Genomic DNA, 17,185 nt, shown 5'->3' on the forward strand with positions numbered 1-17,185 from the left:
TCCTGATTAGCGCAAGATGTACATCCATCCCGACTTGGTCACGCCGCTGCCGTCGTTGAGTTCGAGCGTATAGTAATACGTTCCGGCGGGAAGCATCTTGTCTTCGTTTATCGGCGAATTCTGGTTGGCGATACCGTCCCAATTGTTCTGATAGCTGCGCATTTTGTACACCATCACGCCGTAGCGATTGAAGACCTGCAACATATTGTTCGGATAATTTTCGATACAATCGATGCGGAATGTTTCATTGTCGCCGTCTCCGTTAGGCGTGAACTCGTTGTACACGATAAGGCAGATCGGTTCTACCCAAGCCTCGGCTCCGTTGTTCAATACGGTAGAATCATCGGGAACGGAATCGTCGATCGTGACGCTGTTCATGTAATTGCCCGTTGGGTTTACTATAGCCGTTACGGTAAGTGTAGCCGAATTGTTTCCGAGAAGTGAAGGAATCGTCCACAATCCCGTTGCCGGAACATAAACACCTTCCGAAGTATGGAAACTGACCAACGTATAACCCGAAGGCAACGTTTCGTTGATGATCACATTCGTGAAATTGCTGATGCCTTCGTTGTTGACCGTGATCGTGAACGTGACTTCATCGCCAATGTTCGGATTGAAGTTGTCGACGACTTTCGTGATCGTAAGGTCGGAACAAACCGCAATGTTCACGTTAAGCGAAGCAGAAGCCGTATTGCCGCAGTTCGCATCGGTAAATACGACCGAAACCACGCCGACTCCGATGGTCGCCCAACTTATGTTTGCGGTGTTGTCTGTAGCGGTTCCGCCAGATACGATCGTTCCGCCAACGACATTCCACTGGTAATTGAGCATGCCCGCAGTCGTCGAATACGTCACCGTTTCTGAAATGCAGGATTCGCCGTCGCCACCTGTGATCTGGGCCGTATCGGAACCTGAAACCATCACGTCGATCTCAAGTCGCACGCTGCTTTCGCAGTTACCTTCGACCAAAGCGGCGTAATATGTTCCGGTTACCAAAGCGGTTGAAGCTGATAGTGGAGTTCCGCCCGTAAGTTGTGTATAGAATACTACGTTGGCTTCGTTCACTTCAAGATCGGCTACTGTCGGATTGTTCGCGAGACAGAAAATCTGCGAATCGTCGTTTGTGGTAGGCGTCGCAGGATTGCTGATCGTGACCGCGATTTCCAGACGTACCGCGCTTTCGCAAGTTCCGTCGGATGCGGCAACATAATACGTACCGTTCGTCAGTGGAGTAGTGGCGGCCAATGGTGTTCCTCCGGTCGCGGCCGAATAGAAAATCACACCTGTTCCGTTGACCTGGATTTCGGCAACAGTCGGATTATCCGCAAGACAGAATTCTTGAGAAGCGTCGTTTGTCGTGGGCGTAGCCGGATTTCCGATCGTCACCGCGATTTCAAGTCTGATCGCGCTTTCGCAACTGCCATCGGACAAAGCCGCATAATACGTGCCGTTCGTCAATGGTGCCGAAGCGGCCAAAGGTGTTCCGCCGTTCGGTGTCGTATAGAAAATAACACCGGTTTCGTTGACTTGTATATCGGCAACCGTCGGCGCGTCTATAGAACAGAAGTTTTGTGTTGCATCGTTCGTCGTCGGCGTGGCCGGATTTCCGATGGTCACGGCAATCTCGAGACGTGGCGCGTTTTCACAATCCACATTTCCGAAAGCCGCGTAATACGTTCCTGCGGTAAGTGGGGTTGAAGCGCTGAACTGGTTGCCTCCGGTCGGAGCATCGAAGAATACGACGCCAGTTTCATTGACCTGGATGTCACCGACTGTCGGGTTGTTCGCGGCACAAAAGTTCTGGGTCGCATCGTTTGTGGTCGGAATGCCCGGATCGTCTATGATCACTGTAATCTCAAGTCGTATCGAGCTTTCGCATCCGTTTTCTACATTGGCCATATAATAAACTCCGGCGGTAAGAGGTGTCGACGGGTCAAGCGGCGTTCCGTTCATGATGCCGTAAACCACGATGTTCGCTTCATTGATCTGAATGTCTCCAACCGTAGGATTGTCGCTCAAACAAAACGTTTGGGTCATGTCATCGGTTGTCGGCGACGCCGGATCGGCAACATTCACTACGATTTCAAGACGTGTGTCGCTTTCGCAAAGTCCGAGGACCAAAGCGGCATAATACATTCCCGAAACAAGTGGAGTCGACGGGTCGTAAGCGTTTCCGCCATCGGCTGCATCGTAGAAAATCACGCCGGTTTCGTTGACCTGGATGTCTGAAACGGCAGGCATATCGACCAAACAGAAATCCTGTGTGGCATCGTTCGTAGTCGGAGTGCCGACGTTGTTCACGTTTACGGCAATCTCAAGGCGTACGGAGCTTTCGCAACCTGTTCCGGCTTCGACCAAAGTCGCGTAATAAGTACCTGTCACAAGTGGCGTATTTGCTGATAAAGCCGTTCCGCCGCTAGCTACGTCGTAAACCGCTATGTTCGATTCGTTTACATCGAGATCGGCAACCGTAGGATTCAAGCCCGCACAGAAATCCTGTGAAGCATCGTCAGTAGTTGGCGTCGCAGGGTCGCTTATCGTGACGGTAATTGCCAAACGATCTTCGCTTTCACACAGTCCGTCGACGATGGCGGCGTAATAAATGCCATTGGTCAGCGGAGTTGTCGGATCGTAAGGAATTCCCGCAATCGGCAAGTTATAGAACACGACTCCGGTTTCGTTGACCTGGATGTCGGCGACGGTCGGGTTATTGACCGCACAAAACGTCTGCGTATTGTCGTTCGTAGTTGGCGTTGCAGGATTTCCGATGGTAACGGTAATGGCCAGACGGGTTTCGCTTTCGCACACGCCATCGGACAAAGTCGCGTAATATATTTCCCCGTCGACCAAAGGAGTAGTAGTAGAGAGAAGGTTTCCTGCGGTTGGCGCGTCATAGAACAACACGCCGGTTTCGTTGACCTGCAAATCGGCCACGGTCGGATTGTTCGCGGTACAGAAATTCTGTGTCGTCTGTAAAGTCGTCGGTGTCGGCAAACTGCCTACAGTCACGGTCACGGCTTCAAGATTTCCGGCTTGGTTGATACAGGTCGTGCCGCTTGTAAGCGCGATGTAATACGTATATGGGCTATTGGATTCGTCGAGACCTGTAATCGTCAGTATGCCGTTCGGTGCGATGTCGAACGTCACGCTTCCTACGGTCATACCGTCTAAAATTGGCTGGGTCGTATCGTTGGTGAAGTAATACGTGAAGACAGGATTCGAAAGCGTGCTCGTCGGTGTGATGACAGCCGTTCCGTCAAGGCAGATTCCCGTATCGGCCACCGAAATATCGGCTGCGACCGAAGACGGCAGGATCATGAAGTCGATGCGCGTGCGGTCGGCTTCGGCAGTCTGGCAATATTCATTCGAACTGAATCCGACGAAATAGGTGTATGAACCCGGTGCAAGTCCCGTCAACTGTAAAGTCGATGAGGTTTCTCCGGCGATCAGGGTTTGTGTCGTGCCGTCGAAAGAATACCAGTAGAATATAGGATCGGTGATCGTGATGACCGCGGCCAAAGTGGCGATCAACGTCACGTTTCCGTCAGGAGCGCAAAATGATGATTCGGCACCACCGTTGATCGTGACGCTTTGGATGCCGTTTTCGGGAGCGGTTTCCGTTACGTTCACGGTCACGCTGCCGCGGCTCAAAAATGCACATCCGAAACGGATCGGTTGGATCCAGAACGTATGCGGGCCGGCCGGCAAATCGGAAGGAATCGTAAACGAATTTCCTGTGGCGACCACGTTTCCGCCAACTTCGGCATCGTACCAGATAAAAGTGGTACACGCAATCGGAGCGGCTTCGAGCGTAATCGTCTCGCCTTGACAAGCCGTAATGGTATTCGTCGGATCGGCGCCGATCACATGTGTATTTGCCAATCGTTCGACATCGTGAACGTTGAGGAATTCAAGAACGCCCGCGACTCCGCCGTAGCGGATGCGCAAACGGTCGAAAGTGGCATCGGGCGTAAACGTTACGATTGCCGACTCGCCTCCGCCAAGCAATTGCAAAGACAACAGCGAAGTCGTGATGTTAGATCCCGAAACGGCATTGCCCAACATCGGTTGGATGGACAATCCGCCCAAAAGCGACAAACTCAACAAAGAACCCGGTTTTGAAATCCGGATGCGTACCTGGTCGCCCTCGATGGACGGCGTGTTGAACACCACGGTCATCTCGGCTGCCGCGAGGACGCCCAATCCGCTATACATCGTCGCGGATGAGGTCTGGCTATTGTCGATGGCCTCGAAAGCGTCGTCAACTCCGACCGTTGCAGTCAAAGCACCGACACCAAGGTCTACGGCTCCGTAAAGTACGTCGCGCGCATCGTCTCCGCAGGCAACCTGAGTGGCCGAAGTGGTATAATAAGCGTCGAAAACTTTCGCGTTTTGGGCCAAGCTTACCGTAGAAGCGATAATGACACGTACGCCATCAAAGTCTTGCGGACCTGATCCGTTGGATGGGACGAAAGTATATTCGAACGTGTTTTCTCCTGGAAGCAAGTTCAATAAAGAACCCGAAACCTGTTGTGCGTTTCCGATCGGAGTAGGGGTTCCCGAACCATTGCGTTTGGTTCCGACTACGGAAAATCCGCCGATCAAAGCCAATCCGCTGTATTCGGATCCCAATTTGACCGTTACCGGAGTTCCGGCCGGGATCGTTTCTTCCCATTGCAAGGTTTGCCAGGTCGTGCCGATTCCCAACAATCCGATTCCTGTCGTGACGGTGGAATGCGTCTGTAGATTGGCGTCTACGGCGTTATTTCCGTTCGAAACGCCTCCGGTTATGATCGAGCCCGAACTTTGCATGGTCGCGAAATCGGGTTGGGTCAACGGAGGGCATTCGTTCGCGTCCAAAACAGTTACGGTGATCACGATGCTTGCCGAACAGCTTCCGACGGTTGCGATTCCCGTAAAGGTGTACACTCCGGTCGAAGTGAAAGCAGCGGTGGTGTTCGAAGCCAGCGCATCGCCATTTTGGTTATACCAAATAATAGTTCCCGAAGAAGAAGTCGCATTAAGCGTAACGCTGTTGCCTACATTGGTCACGATGGCATTGCCCGTAGCCGTAATCGTAGGTTGTTGGTTTACGGTTACATTGACCGAGGCAAGCGCGGAAGCACAAGTGCCGTTCGGGCCTTGGGCTTGGATGGAATAGGTGCCGCTTGTCGTGGTATTGGCAGTAGCTTCGGCGGTAATCGGATTGTTCGAACCGTCAAAGAAAAGATAGGTGTTGTTCGGGTCGAAGTTCTGGATGGCGTCCGCAAGGTTCACAGAGCCGCATCCTTCAAGATTGGCCTGCGCCTGAACGACCAATTGGCTTGAATAGTTCACGACGACTTCCTTGAGCGTTCCAGTTGCGTTGGTACACAATCCGTCTACTTGCAAGGCGATGTAGTATTCGTATGGCGAATTGGCTGCGGATAATCCGCTGATCGTCAATGCGCCGGTCGTGTTATTCTTGACATACGTGACACCGGCATCGCCAGAATATCCGGTGGTGATTTCCTGGGTCATGTTCTGGTTCGTGTAATATCTGATGACAGCATTCTCTAGCGAGGTTGTAGGTGTAAGGGTAATGTTGCCTTGACACGCGCTCAGCGGTGAAGAGATTTCGATGTCGGCTGCGGTAGGCAATGGCACGACATCTACATTGATGCGTACACGAGACGATTCTTCGGGGCATCCGATTTTCACGGCAGCGACATAGTAAGACGTATCGGCCATAAGTACTGGCGTCACGAACGGTTGACCCGATTGCGTGGTGGCTAACGTTGACCCGCCTTGTGCAGCAGAAAACCAATGCAATTCATAGCCTGAAGCGGTCGTTGCGATAAGTGAAGCCGCGCTTCCGGCGCAGATTTTAGGATCAAGCGTAAACGGATCTGTAATGACCGGTGCTCGGGGTACTCTCGTGATCCCGTATAGATCGAGGCTTTGGTTCAGTTGCACATTGAGCAACGCATTGAATCGCACGGTAATCCTGCTGGCCGGCGATGAGGTCTGGAAAGGAATGGTTACGACTTGGTTCGATTGCAGCAAGCCCAATAATTCGGGACTTAACAGCGATCCCATGGTCATCGTCTGTACGGTATTCGGACCGTTTTGGGCGATGATCTGGATGTTGTTCGCAACGCCCACTTCGACCAAAGACGGATTGAGTCGCAACCTGATATTGAATTGGTCGTTGGCATCGGATAACCCATCGAAATAGACTGTTTGCTCAATGGAAGCGGCTACGCCAAGTATTCCCAAACTCAATTGAGAGAAATTCGCCGTGTTGTCGTCGATCGCGTTTTGAGGATTATCGACTCCGGCTCCTGCGAGGTTTATCAGGTCGAGCGTGATCCCGCTTCCGCTGAATGAGGTATACGAAGGCTGGCCGCAATCATCGGCATCCGAAATATAAAACGCATCATACACATCGAGATTCCTTGTATTGAAGAACCCCAAAAGACTGCCGAGGCGATTCGTAAGGCGTATGCGGTTGTAGGCTTGAGCAGGCGTGATGGCGATGAAATAGTCCCCGTTTTCGTCGGTTACGATTCTTAATCTGTTCGTCGCAAATTCGCCCGCATCCTGACTGTCGCCTTGCAGCACGACGGTTCCGTTGTTGCGCGCCTGAACGGTGAACTCCTGGTTTCCGATAAGCACGCCGCCCAAAACATCGGAAAGCACGCCTCCGAGGCTTCCTCCCAAAAGGGCCGGCAACAGATTGTCGTCTGTCTCGATTTTTACGTATGATGTGGTGTTGGCAGGAAGGAGCGCATCATATTGAAGTTCGATGTGTCCTGAATAAGCTCCGATTCCTAAAGCCAAACCCGAACTGGCGCGTACGCGGGCACGAGTGGTAAGGTTCTCGTCCGTGGCGTTTGTCGCGTTGTCGGTGTTGCTTTGGCTTGAAATCGTTTCGGTGTACACTCTTACCGACTGAGCTTTGGCGGGCTCTGTAAGAAGAATCGGTAAGAAAAGGATAAGAATGCACTGAAATACGTACATTCTGTTGAACGTAGAATTCAATTTCATAAGTAAAGTGTTAAGTTAATAGTAAGGTGTGGGGATCGGAAGTGTTTTTTAACTATTTCATTCCTACTTGTTTTAAAAATTAAGTTTTGTTTAATTGTTTGCTGTATGAAAAATTCTATATTTGCTAGGCTCGCAGACTGTTTAAAATACCACATTAATACAGGATGCGATTAAAATTTCTAAAAACAAAACCGAATCATTCGCAAATTGCGATTTCGGTTAACCCAGACATAATCCGCTTCTGAAAATCGGGTTATTTATGGCCTACAGGCTATATAAATTGTAAGCCCCCGACGATTTATATGGTTGAATTTTTGTAAGAATTCATAACCATATTTTTATCTCGTAAGATAAAGATAGCATACATTTTGCGAATATGCAAGAAAAAAACTCACAAAATGCGAATGATGTTATCAATCGATTGAAATTGCTATTGAAGTTAAAGACCGATATTCAGCTTTCAGAATTCCTTAATATCAGGCCGAATACGATTTCAACTTGGAAAAAACGCAATAGTCTCGATTATGAAACGGTCATCTCAATATGCGAACTGTATGAGCTCGATTTGAACGAAGTTTTCCTTAATAAGCGAACTTCTGTCGATTCGTCTGCTTCTACGCCGTTGATTACGCGTGAAGTTCAATTCCAGTACGCATCGGGAGCAGATCGTCAGGGACTCATGGAAATTGTACCCAAATACAAATTCCCGTTCCTTGCCGTAGAGAATTCGCTCGCTTTCCAGGTGGTAAGCAATAACATGTTTCCTTTAATAGATGAAAATTCATTCGTTATTTGCGAAGCGGCCACGTTAGATGCCGTTCGCGACAACAAGATAGCGGTGATCGTGAGCAAGAACAAAGGTATTTTCCTGAACCGTGTAGGAAAGGGGCAATACAAAGCCGATCAGGTGCTATTGGTCAATGACAATGACTTCTATAACGATGTCGTGTTGAGTGAATCTGAAATAACCGAAGTATGGCTTGTTCGAGGCGTACTTTCTTACGATATGAACCACGAAAGCCGTTTTACGTTCATAAATGACAGTCTCCGGAAGATAAATTCGTTCATGAAAAAGAATGAAATAACCGATAAACAATAATAAAGACCGGGCTACCGGTTTTTTTTATTTCCATTTGCGTTTGATTTTTAGGCGTTTATCGAGCGGTTTTTCCGTTTCGTAAAGAATAGCTGTTTTTTTGAAAAAAATAGTTTGGAAAACAGAAAAGCGTTGCTATATTTGCAACCGCAATCAGCAATGGTAGTGCACTTATTGGAGAAATGGCAGAGTGGTCGATTGCGGCAGTCTTGAAAACTGTTGACTGTAACAGGTCCGGGGGTTCGAATCCCTCTTTCTCCGCAAAAGCTTTCAAAGCAAACCGAAACCCTTTAAATCATAAGATTTAGAGGGTTTTTCTTTTGTGTCGGATTTCATCGTGTGCGATAGGATTCCCGAATAGAAATGAAAGTGTTCTTTCTGTTGGATTTACCGGCCATATTCTTGATTTTGACCATTATATATCGCTCTTAATTGAGTAATGCCGAAAACAGAAAGTAAGCTGTTAAAATTTGTCATTTCCATAGCGGTCATCCGCCAAGCAAATCTTAACTTTGGGAATAAAAGTTTACCATGGCGCAATCACAGTTTTCCTCCGATGACCAGTTGGCGATCAATACTTTAAGATTCCTGTCGGCAGATATGGTCCAGAAAGCCAATTCCGGGCATCCGGGTTTGCCTTTAGGTGCAGCGCCCATGGCGTATGTGCTTTGGAGTCGTTTCTTAAAATTCGATTCGCACAACCCGTCATGGCCCGATCGCGACCGTTTCATTTTGTCCGCAGGACACGGCTCTGCTTTGCTGTACAGCTTGCTGCATGTTTACGGTTATGACCTGCCGATGTCTGAACTCAAGAACTTCAGGCAATTGGGTTCAAAAACACCCGGACATCCCGAATCGACATTGGTTCCCGGAATCGAGGTTACGACCGGTCCTTTGGGACAAGGTTTTGCCAACGGCGTCGGTGTAGCGATCGCAGAGGCGTTCCTTTCCGAAAGATATGGCCACGAAATTATCGACCATTATACCTATGCTATCGTAAGCGACGGCGACCTCATGGAAGGCATCGCATCCGAAGCGGCTTCATTGGCCGGACATCTCAAACTCGGTAAACTGATCTATCTCTATGACGACAACCAGATTTCGCTCGACGGACCTACAAGCCTTGCCTTTACGGAAAATGTTCCCGAGCGTTTCCAGTCGTACGGGTGGCATACCATTACCGTAAAAGACGGGAACGACTTGGCCGAAATCGAGCAGGCGATACGTTTGGCTCAACAGGAAACGCAAAAACCGTCATTGATATCCGTCAAGACGATAATTGGTTTCGGAAGTCCGCAACAAGGGACAAATAAAGTCCACGGCAATCCGTTGGGTGAGGAAAATCTTAAGAAAACCAAAGAATATTTCGGCTGGAATCCAGATGAAGCGTTTTATATCCCGACGCAAGCGAAAGCATTATTCGACAGTCAAATCGCAACAGGCAAAAAGCGATATGGGGAATGGCAATCAAAATTTGATGCGTACGCCAAGGCGAATCCTTCAAAAGCGACAGCATTCGAAACCAGTTTCAACGGTGGTCTTCCCGAAGATTGGGATATAAATTTTCCGGTCTTCAACGCCGATGAATCTATTGCTACCAGAGAAGCTTCGGGAAAAGTACTCGAACTGATCAAAAAAAATGTGCCTTGGGTCATTGGCGGTTCAGCCGATTTGGCGAGTTCCAACAGCACACCCGGAAAAGGAGAAGACAGCTTCCAGCCCGAACATTACGATAAAAGCAATATCTGGTTCGGTGTGCGCGAACATGCCATGGGTGGAATCCTTAACGGAATTGCGGCACACGGAGGTGCACGTACCTATGGCGGAACTTTCCTTACATTCTCCGATTACATGCGAGGCGCCATCCGTTTGGCGGCGCTCACCGAAGTTCCCGTGACCTATATTTTTACGCACGACAGTATCGGTTTGGGTGAAGACGGACCGACGCACCAGCCCGTCGAGCATGTGACCGCGCTAAGGGCGATACCGAACCTCGCGGTAATCCGTCCTGCCGATGCCAATGAAACCGCAGAAGCGTGGCGCATCGCGATCCAGCGTGAAAAAGGCCCGGTCGCGTTGATTTTGACCAGACAAAAACTTCCGATTATCGATCAGCAAAAATTCGCGCCGGCATCGAACGTATCCAAAGGCGCCTATATCCTTAACGATTCCGATACGGCACCCGACATAATACTGATTGCGACTGGCTCCGAAGTACAACTGATCCTCGGCGCACAGCAAAAACTGCAAAAAGAAGGAATCGCCGCACGCGTAGTCAGTATGCCTTCGTTCGAATTGTTCGAAAAACAGACCAAGGAATACAGAGACAGCGTTTTACCGCCGTCCAATCATAAGCGATTGGCGGTCGAAGCCGGAATCACGCAGGCTTGGTATAAATATATCACTGCGGAAGGCGATGTGATCGGAATTGACAGATTCGGCGAATCGGGACCCGGAGACGAAGTGCTGCGTCATTTCGGTTTTACCATAGAAAATGTGTACCAACGAGCCAAAGCGCTTCTTAACAAATAAGATATGAAGATAGGAATCGCTGCCGATCACGCCGGATTCGAACAAAAGCAAGCCGTGCTCAAAGAACTTCTCGACGCCGGATTCGATGTCAAAGACTTCGGCGCTTTTTCATACGACGCCCAAGACGATTATCCCGATATCATCGTGCCGCTGGCAAATGCCGTTTCCAAAGGCGAAGTCGAAAAAGGAATCGCCATTTGCGGAAGCGGTGTCGGTGTTTCCGTCGCGGCAAATAAAATCAAAGGCGTGCGCGCGGCACTGATTACCGAGACGTATTCCGCGCACCAAGGCGTCGAACACGACGATATGAACCTGTTGTGCCTCGGCGGACGGGTTTTGGGCGCTGCACTGATTTCCGAACTCATACGAACATTCATCAATGCCAGATACGACGGAGGCGAGCGTTTTCAACGAAGGCTCGACAAAGTTATCGCACTCGAAAACAAACACGACATTAATACATAAATCAAATCACATGAATCAATATGATTTTGGGACGGTAGGCCTTGGGGTAATGGGCAGCAACATCCTGCTCAATGTAGCCGACCATGGTTTTTCTGCCGCCGGACTCGATCTTAGCGCAGAAAAAGCGGCCTCGTTCGAAGCCGCCGCAAAACCCGGACAATCCGTTTTCGGCACGACTTCTCCCGAGGAATTCGCCAAATCCTTAAAGACACCCAGAGCAATTATGTTGCTTGTTCCGGCGGGATCGTTGGTAGATCTTGCGATCGAAAACCTTTTGCCGTTTTTGGAACAAGGCGACATCGTCATCGATGGCGGCAATTCCTATTTTACCGATACCAATCGCAGGTTTGCCACGCTCAAGGAAAAAGGCATCCATTTCTTCGGGATGGGAATTTCCGGTGGAGAAAGCGGCGCGCGTTTCGGACCGAGCATGATGCCGGGCGGCGACAAATTGGCCTATGAAAGATTGCGTCCGATTTTTGAAGCGATCGCGGCGAAAGTCAACGGCGATCCTTGCGTAGCTTATATGGGCAACGGTTCGGCCGGAAATTATGTCAAGATGGTGCACAACGGAATCGAATATGCGATCATGCAGCTGATATCCGAAACCTATGACCTGCTCAAGCGCGGACTTGGTGCAGACGACGCCGATATCCAAAAACTGTTTGCAGACTGGAACCAAGGAGAACTTCAATCGTTTTTGATAGAGATTACCGCCGAAATCCTTAAAGTCAAAGATGAAGAAACAGGAGACTTACTGGTTCACGTCATTTCGGACTGGGCGCGTTCCAAAGGTACCGGAAAGTGGACTTCCCAAAACGCAATGGATTTGCAGGCACCGGTTCCGTCGATCGATTCGGCCGTGACCATGCGGAATCTTTCGGCCCATAAGCAAGAACGACTTTTGGCGTCGGAGATTTTGCACAGCGCTTCACAACAAGAGAAAATCGACATCGCTACAATCGCCCAATCGCTCAAGGATGCGTATTATTTTGCGATGATCAACGTTTATGCGCAGGGCTTGGCGCAATTGTCCATCGCTTCGAAAGAATACCAATACGAAATCGATCTCAAGGAAGTCACCAAAATCTGGCGCGGCGGCTGTATCATCCGTGCGGCCTGTCTTGAAAACTTCCGCTCGGCGTTCGCGTCAAATCCTCAATTATCGAACATATTGCTCGACAAGGATATCGCCAAATTAGTTCTCGATCGTCAGCAAGCGGCGCGAAAAATCGCAAAACTCGCTATCGACAAAGGTATTCCGGCTCCGGTATTTTTGTCTTCGTTGAGTTATTTCGACGGTTACAGAAGCGCGGTACTGCCTACCAACCTGATCCAGGCGCAACGCGATTTTTTCGGGGCGCACCTTTACGAACGCACAGACAAGGAAGGTTTCTTCCACACCATTTGGGAATAACTGCACATTTTAAACCAACAAACACGACATGCCTTCCGTTAAAAATACAAACCCTACCATCATCGTCATTTTTGGCGGTACCGGAGACCTTGCCAACCGCAAGTTGATTCCGGCTTTCTACAATCTATATCTCGATGGCTGGATGCCCGAGAAATTCGCCCTTATCGGCCTCGGACGTACCAAATTGCACGATTCCGACTACGCCGCTCATCTGTTCGACGGGCTTACGAAGTTTTCGCGTAAAGGAAAACCCGATGCCGAAAAATGGGAGCAGTTCGCGAAATCGGTGAACTATTTCGTTTCCGATATCAATGATCTGGAATCGTATAAGGCACTTGCAGCAAAAATGGATTCCATCGATAAGCAATGGGGAATTCGTGCCGAACGCCTGTTTTATCTTTCGGTCTCGCCTCAATTCATTGAAACGGCTACGGTGAACATCAAGAAATCGAAACTGGCCGATCATCCGAAAACCGACCGGATCATCATTGAAAAACCATTCGGACATAACAAAGAGACGGCAATTGCACTCAACAAGTTGCTTTCCAAGACGTTCGAGGAGCAACAGATTTACCGCATCGACCATTATCTCGGAAAAGAAACGGTACAAAATATCCTTGCGTTCCGTTTTGCCAATACGCTTTTCGAACCGCTTTGGAACCGCAATTACATCGACTACGTGCAGATTACCGTTGCCGAGGAAGTAGGAGTAGAGGAACGCGGCGGATATTACGAAGGCGCGGGAGCGTTGCGCGACATGATCCAAAATCACTTGCTCCAGATTTTGTGCATGGTCGCCATGGAACCGCCGGTCTCTTTCGATGCCGAGGAAATCAGGAACAGGAAAGTGGACGTGTTGCGAGCCATACGCCGTATCCGTCCCGAAGAAGTACATCGTTATGCCGTCCGTGGCCAATATGACGCGGGTTGGGTACAAGGGAAAAAGGTACAAGCTTATCGCGATGAGCCACAGGTCGATGCGAATTCGAATACCGAAACCTTTGCGGCAATCAAATTCTATCTCGACAACTGGCGTTGGCAGGACGTTCCGTTCTATCTGCGCACCGGGAAAAGGATGCAGGAAAAAATATCGTCGATTACGATCCAGTTTCGTCCCGTGCCGCATTCCACGTTTTCAAAAACGCAGGAAGACAGCTTGATGGCGAACCGACTCACGATCAACATCCAACCTTCTATGGATATCCGATTGCGGTTCATGTCAAAAAAGCAAGGCCTTGAGATGAACTTGAATCCTTCGGAAATGATTTTCGATTACGACGACTGTTCGACCCAAACGCCTGAAGCTTACGAAACATTGTTGCAGGACGCCATGCACGGAGATACGACACTGTTCATGCGTTCTGATCAGGTTGTGGAAGCCTGGGACGTGATCACGCCTATACTCGAAGCTTGGGAAAGCCGCGATTCTCTCGATTTCCCGAATTATGCCGCGGGAACCTGGGGACCCGAAAGTGCCGAGGCGCTCATTGCAAGACAAGGGCACGTCTGGTCGCTTAATGCGCATACGACACAGAAAAAACACAAACAATGATCCGTATATTCCAAGATAAAAACCAATTGAGCCAAGCCGCTGCCGAAATTTTCATCGCTTCGGCACAAGAGGCCGTTTCCAAAAAAGGAAAATTCACCGTGGCTTTGACGGGAGGTTCGTCACCCGCGATTTTGTATGCATTGTTATCCGATGCCGAAAACCGCGGTAAAATCGATTGGCAAAATACATTCGTATTCTGGGGCGATGAGCGCTGGGTTCCGATCGAAGACGAAAAAAGCAACGCGGGTGCGGCATTTGCGTCGTTGCTCGACAAAATAGCGCTTCCAAAAGAAAATATTTTCCCGATGTGGAAAGCCGGCACTCAACCAGAAGGGCGGGCCAAAGAATACGAAAAAATCCTGCGCGAACATTTGGGCGATTCAGGCGAATTCGACCTGATTCTTTCAGGAATGGGCGATGATGGACATACCGCGTCGTTATTTCCGGGAACCGAAGTGCTTCACGAAAAAACGAAATGGGTCGACGCTTACTACCTCGCGCCTCAGCAGATGTTCCGAATCACTTTGACCGCTCCTTTGCTTAACAAGGCGAAGAAAAATGTCGTTTTGGTTTTCGGAGCGAATAAAGCGCACGCATTTTCTCAGGTAATTTCGGGCAAGTACAATCCTGAACAGTATCCATCACAACTTCTGAAGCCTGTTACAGGTGAACTGATTTGGTTGGTCGATGAGGCAGCTGCTGCAGAATTACCTTCATCCGTAAATGCGATAAAAGAGTAAATACCATTTGCGATAAGCCAAAAGCCGAAGATGTAGCATCTTCGGCTTTTGTATTTTATACGAATGAATCGTGCGAAATTAGTCAAAAAATTTACCCAAATCGCATTGATAATAATACCAAAAGGTATATTTTTGTATCGTCAAATTAGACCGTCATGTCAAAAGCCGAAAAAACACGTCAGTTCATCATAGAGAAAACCGCGCCTGTGTTCAACAAGAAAGGTTATGTGGGCACGTCACTCAATGATATGATCGAGGTGACCGGGCTAACCAAAGGCAGCATTTACGGTAATTTCGAGAACAAGGACGAGGTGATGATCGCGGCTTTCGAGTACAATCTCAAAATGCTCAGACAGCGTTTCAATGCCGATATCGACAACAAGGCGACCTATAAAGAGAAGCTCTATTCCTATCCGGAGCGCTATCGGGCGTATTTTGACAAGTTGATCATCAGCGGCGGTTGTCCGATACAAAATACAGCGGTCGAAGCCGATGATACGCATCCCGTACTAAAGGATATGGCCATGGAAGCCATCCTTTCGTGGAAAAACAGTATCGTGAGTCTTATCGAAAAAGGTATCGAAGCAGGAGAATTCAAAGCGCCGGGCATAAATCCCGAAAGAGTTGCACTGACTATGGTCGCCACGATAGAAGGCGCTGTGTTGATTACGCGTCTTACGGGAAGACTCGATCATTTGGGAAGCATCATGGATTCCGTAAAAAAAATGATAGACGATTTGGGCTGATTTTTTTTGATTTAAAATATACCGATTGGTATAAAATATTATTTATCCGATGGATACAAGACAAAAAATACTCATGATTACCGTAATCGGCGCCGCCATTATGGAACTGATCGACATTTCTATCGTCAACGTCGCGCTCTCGCACATGAGCGGCAATCTCGGCGCGACGCTCGAAGATACCTCGTGGGTAATCACGGCCTATGCGATCGCCAATGTAATTATCATACCGATGACGAGTTTCCTCACGACCAATCTCGGCCGGCGCAATTACTATATAGGATCGATACTACTGTTCACGTTCTGTTCGTTCATGTGCGGCAATTCGGGCAATATTTGGGAACTCGTGATTTTCCGTTTCCTGCAAGGTCTTGGAGGCGGCGCACTTTTGTCGGTTTCAGCCGCAGTCGTTTACGAATTGTTCCCGAAAGAGAAACAGGCTACGGCAAGCGCACTTTTCGGGATCGGGATTTTCATCGGACCGACCATCGGACCCACACTCGGAGGTTATATCACAGAATTCGCTTCGTGGCCGTGGATTTTTTACATAAACGTACCTATCGGAATCATCGTCGCGATCTCGTGTTACTTCCTGCTCGGCGAACCATCGACCGCCGGTAAAAAAGGCAAAGTCGACTGGATCGGAATCGCTTTGCTTGCGATAGGCGTTGGTGCTTTGCAGATCGTGCTCGAAAGAGGGCAGACCGATGATTGGTTCGAAGCGCGGTACATCGTGGTGTTATCGGTCATCGCGTTCTTCTCGCTTTTGTTCTTTATTTTTTGGGAACTGCACGTCGATTATCCGGTAGTCGATCTGCGCGTGCTCAAAAGCAAATCGCTTATGATTGCCGCAATCCTGACGTTCATTACCGGTATCGGAATGTTCACTTCGATCTATCTCACTCCCGTATTTGCACAACGGTTATTGGCTTTTTCACCATCGCAGACAGGCGTTTTGCTGTTGCCCGGATCGGTCGTGGCGCTGATTGCACTGATTTTGTCGGGTAAAATGCTGCAACGCGGCGTATCGCCGGCACTTATCGTATTGCTTGGCTTTTTGTGTTTTATTTATTTCAATTGGGCGATGTCGCAAGTGACCCTCGATACGTCGGCTTCATATATCGCCGTCAGCCTGATATTCCGTGCCGTGGGAATGGCCTTCCTGACCGTTCCTTTGGCTACATTGGCCGTTTCTTCACTCGCTCCCGAAGACATGCCACAAGGTGCGGCCATGAACAACATGATGCGTCAATTGGGCGGTTCGTTCGGGATTTCGATCCTCAATACGTTCGTGGCGCGTCGCATTGCGGCTCATCGTGTCGATATGATCAGTGACATTTCCGAAACCAATACGATCGCCATGGACAGGTTGCACCAACTTACCAAAGCATTCGAACAAAAAGGATTCGCCGAAATCGATGCCAAACTGCGTGCGTTGCAACTCATGGACAACGTCGTACAGAAGCAATCGTCTCTGTTGAGTTATATAGACGGATATTTGCTTATAGGACTTTTCTTCACTTTGGCGCTTCCATTGTTGATTCTCGTCGCCCGCAGGCAAAAAGGCAAGCTCGTCGTGGCTTCTGCAGACCATTGATTTTTAGCGCCTTC

9 protein-coding genes and 1 tRNA gene are annotated in these 17,185 nt (G+C 49.1%); 9 read left to right on the forward strand and 1 reads right to left on the reverse strand.

All coding sequences use genetic code 11. The annotated features are described in order from the left end of the window. Window positions 1-6: 6 nt before the first annotated feature. Entirely contained in the window at window positions 7-7,029 is a 7,023-nt protein-coding gene (locus HZF10_RS01345) for an Ig-like domain-containing protein (RefSeq protein WP_176004370.1), read from the reverse strand. Between the two features lie 376 nt (window positions 7,030-7,405). Between HZF10_RS01345 and HZF10_RS01350 the strand changes: the two genes are divergently transcribed. The 9 genes from HZF10_RS01350 (at window position 7,406) to HZF10_RS01390 (ending at window position 17,171) form a co-directional block, all read left to right on the forward strand. After that, window positions 7,406-8,128, forward strand: coding sequence for a LexA family transcriptional regulator (locus tag HZF10_RS01350; RefSeq protein WP_257008550.1), 723 nt, complete (start codon window positions 7,406-7,408; stop codon window positions 8,126-8,128). 173 nt (window positions 8,129-8,301) lie between these two features. Next, a tRNA-Ser gene (locus HZF10_RS01355) sits at window positions 8,302-8,386 on the forward strand. A gap of 270 nt (window positions 8,387-8,656) precedes the next feature. Further along, a complete protein-coding gene (gene tkt, locus HZF10_RS01360) occupies window positions 8,657-10,657 on the forward strand; it encodes a transketolase (RefSeq protein WP_176004372.1) in 2,001 nt (666 codons plus the stop codon). A 3-nt stretch (window positions 10,658-10,660) separates the two neighbouring features. Continuing rightward, entirely contained in the window at window positions 10,661-11,122 is a 462-nt protein-coding gene (locus HZF10_RS01365) for an RpiB/LacA/LacB family sugar-phosphate isomerase (protein WP_176004373.1), read from the forward strand. 10 nt (window positions 11,123-11,132) lie between these two features. Continuing rightward, on the forward strand, window positions 11,133-12,539 hold the full coding sequence (gnd, locus tag HZF10_RS01370) for an NADP-dependent phosphogluconate dehydrogenase (RefSeq protein WP_176004374.1): 1,407 nt from the start codon (window positions 11,133-11,135) through the stop codon (window positions 12,537-12,539). A gap of 28 nt (window positions 12,540-12,567) precedes the next feature. Next, entirely contained in the window at window positions 12,568-14,091 is a 1,524-nt protein-coding gene (zwf, locus tag HZF10_RS01375) for a glucose-6-phosphate dehydrogenase (protein ID WP_176004375.1), read from the forward strand. After that, window positions 14,088-14,831, forward strand: coding sequence for a 6-phosphogluconolactonase (gene pgl, locus HZF10_RS01380; RefSeq protein ID WP_176004376.1), 744 nt, complete (start codon window positions 14,088-14,090; stop codon window positions 14,829-14,831). Before zwf ends, pgl begins: the two co-directional genes overlap by 4 nt. 155 nt (window positions 14,832-14,986) lie before the next feature. Continuing rightward, window positions 14,987-15,577 (forward strand): TetR/AcrR family transcriptional regulator, encoded by a 591-nt coding sequence (locus HZF10_RS01385; protein WP_176004377.1) that lies wholly within the window; start codon window positions 14,987-14,989, stop codon window positions 15,575-15,577. Window positions 15,578-15,626: 49 nt separating this feature from the next. Continuing rightward, window positions 15,627-17,171 carry a DHA2 family efflux MFS transporter permease subunit gene (locus tag HZF10_RS01390; RefSeq protein WP_176004378.1) on the forward strand — a complete coding sequence of 515 codons (1,545 nt, stop codon included), beginning with the start codon at window positions 15,627-15,629 and terminating at the stop codon, window positions 17,169-17,171. Window positions 17,172-17,185 lie beyond the last annotated feature (14 nt).

This window comes from Flavobacterium agri, assembly GCF_013401995.1.
Taxonomy (GTDB): domain Bacteria; phylum Bacteroidota; class Bacteroidia; order Flavobacteriales; family Flavobacteriaceae; genus Flavobacterium; species Flavobacterium agri.

Bases quoted from the DNA above. Each gene is read 5' to 3' on its own strand.
- HZF10_RS01345 (WP_176004370.1), bottom strand. From the start codon at position 7,029: ATGAAATTGAATTCTACGTTCAACAGAATGTACGTATTTCAGTGCATT.
- HZF10_RS01350 (WP_257008550.1), top strand. From the start codon at position 7,406: ATGCAAGAAAAAAACTCACAAAATGCGAATGATGTTATCAATCGATTG.
- tkt (WP_176004372.1), top strand. From the start codon at position 8,657: ATGGCGCAATCACAGTTTTCCTCCGATGACCAGTTGGCGATCAATACT.
- HZF10_RS01365 (WP_176004373.1), top strand. From the start codon at position 10,661: ATGAAGATAGGAATCGCTGCCGATCACGCCGGATTCGAACAAAAGCAA.
- gnd (WP_176004374.1), top strand. From the start codon at position 11,133: ATGAATCAATATGATTTTGGGACGGTAGGCCTTGGGGTAATGGGCAGC.
- zwf (WP_176004375.1), top strand. From the start codon at position 12,568: ATGCCTTCCGTTAAAAATACAAACCCTACCATCATCGTCATTTTTGGC.
- pgl (WP_176004376.1), top strand. From the start codon at position 14,088: ATGATCCGTATATTCCAAGATAAAAACCAATTGAGCCAAGCCGCTGCC.
- HZF10_RS01385 (WP_176004377.1), top strand. From the start codon at position 14,987: ATGTCAAAAGCCGAAAAAACACGTCAGTTCATCATAGAGAAAACCGCG.
- HZF10_RS01390 (WP_176004378.1), top strand. From the start codon at position 15,627: ATGGATACAAGACAAAAAATACTCATGATTACCGTAATCGGCGCCGCC.